Below are 993 nucleotides of genomic sequence, written 5' to 3' on the forward strand. Positions count from 1 at the left end.
GCTCAGGCTCGAGAACGCGGTGCTGAGGGCGGTGCAGGACGTTTTAAAAGCCGGGAGCCTCGACGGGATGTCGAACAGGGAGAAGACCCTGGTGATAGACCGCCTGAGGCCGTGCGGGAAGTGGTCCTTGAGAGAACTCACGAGTTCCTTGGGGATATCAAAGAGCTCCTATGAGTACCAGCGCCGCGCGATCGCGAGGCCCGACCGGCGCGCGCCCCTGCGCGCGCTCGTGCGCAGGATCTTCACCGAGGACGGCGAGGGGGCGCGGGGGTACCGCTTCGTGACGGCGCGCCTGCGCGAGCTCGACGAGCCCGTGCGCGCCTCGGAGAAGGTCGTCCTCCGCATCATGCGCGAGGAGGGCCTGGTCCCCAGGTGGATGAGGAGGAAGAGGAGGCCCTACAGCTCCTATGCGGGCGAGCCGACGCCGGCCCCGCCGAACCTCGTGCGCCGCGACTTCCGCTCGGCCCTGCCGAACTTCCTGTGGCTCACCGACATCACCGAGTTCAGGCTGCCCTCCGGCAGGAAGGTCTACCTGTCGGCCATCAGGGACTGCTTCGACTCCTCGGTCGTGGCGTGGAGGGCCGGCGAGAGACCGGACGCCGCGCTCGCCAACTCGACGCTCGAGGACGCCTGCGCGCTGCTCGCGCCCGGCGAGCGCCCCGTCATCCACTCCGACCGCGGCGGCCACTACCGCTGGCCCGGCTGGATCTCGATCTGCGAGGGGCACGGCCTCGCCAGGAGCATGTCCGCCAAGGGCTGCAGCCCGGACAACGCGGCGATGGAGGGCTTCTTCGGCCTGCTCAAGAGGGAGTTCTGGCACGGCAGGGACTGGTCGGGCTGGACCCCTGCCCGCTTCATCGAGGAGCTCGGGGGCTGGATCGGCCGATACAATACGGAGAGGCGCAGCGATGCGCTCGGCGGCCGCACGCCGGCCGAGTTCCGCGCCGCGCTGGGAAGGGCCGCGTAACGGTCCAAGAAATCGTCCGCAGTCCC

1 protein-coding gene is annotated in these 993 nt (G+C 69.7%); it reads left to right on the forward strand.

Going from position 1 to position 993, the window contains the following annotated elements; genetic code table 11:
• Positions 1-967, forward strand: a 967-nt coding sequence (locus ACTQ0H_RS09255; RefSeq protein ID WP_441548082.1) for an IS3 family transposase, incomplete at its 5' end; no start/stop codon positions are given.
• Positions 968-993: the final 26 nt, after the last annotated feature.

The organism is Collinsella sp. LCP21S3_A3 (assembly GCF_052118905.1).
Lineage (GTDB): Bacteria > Actinomycetota > Coriobacteriia > Coriobacteriales > Coriobacteriaceae > Collinsella.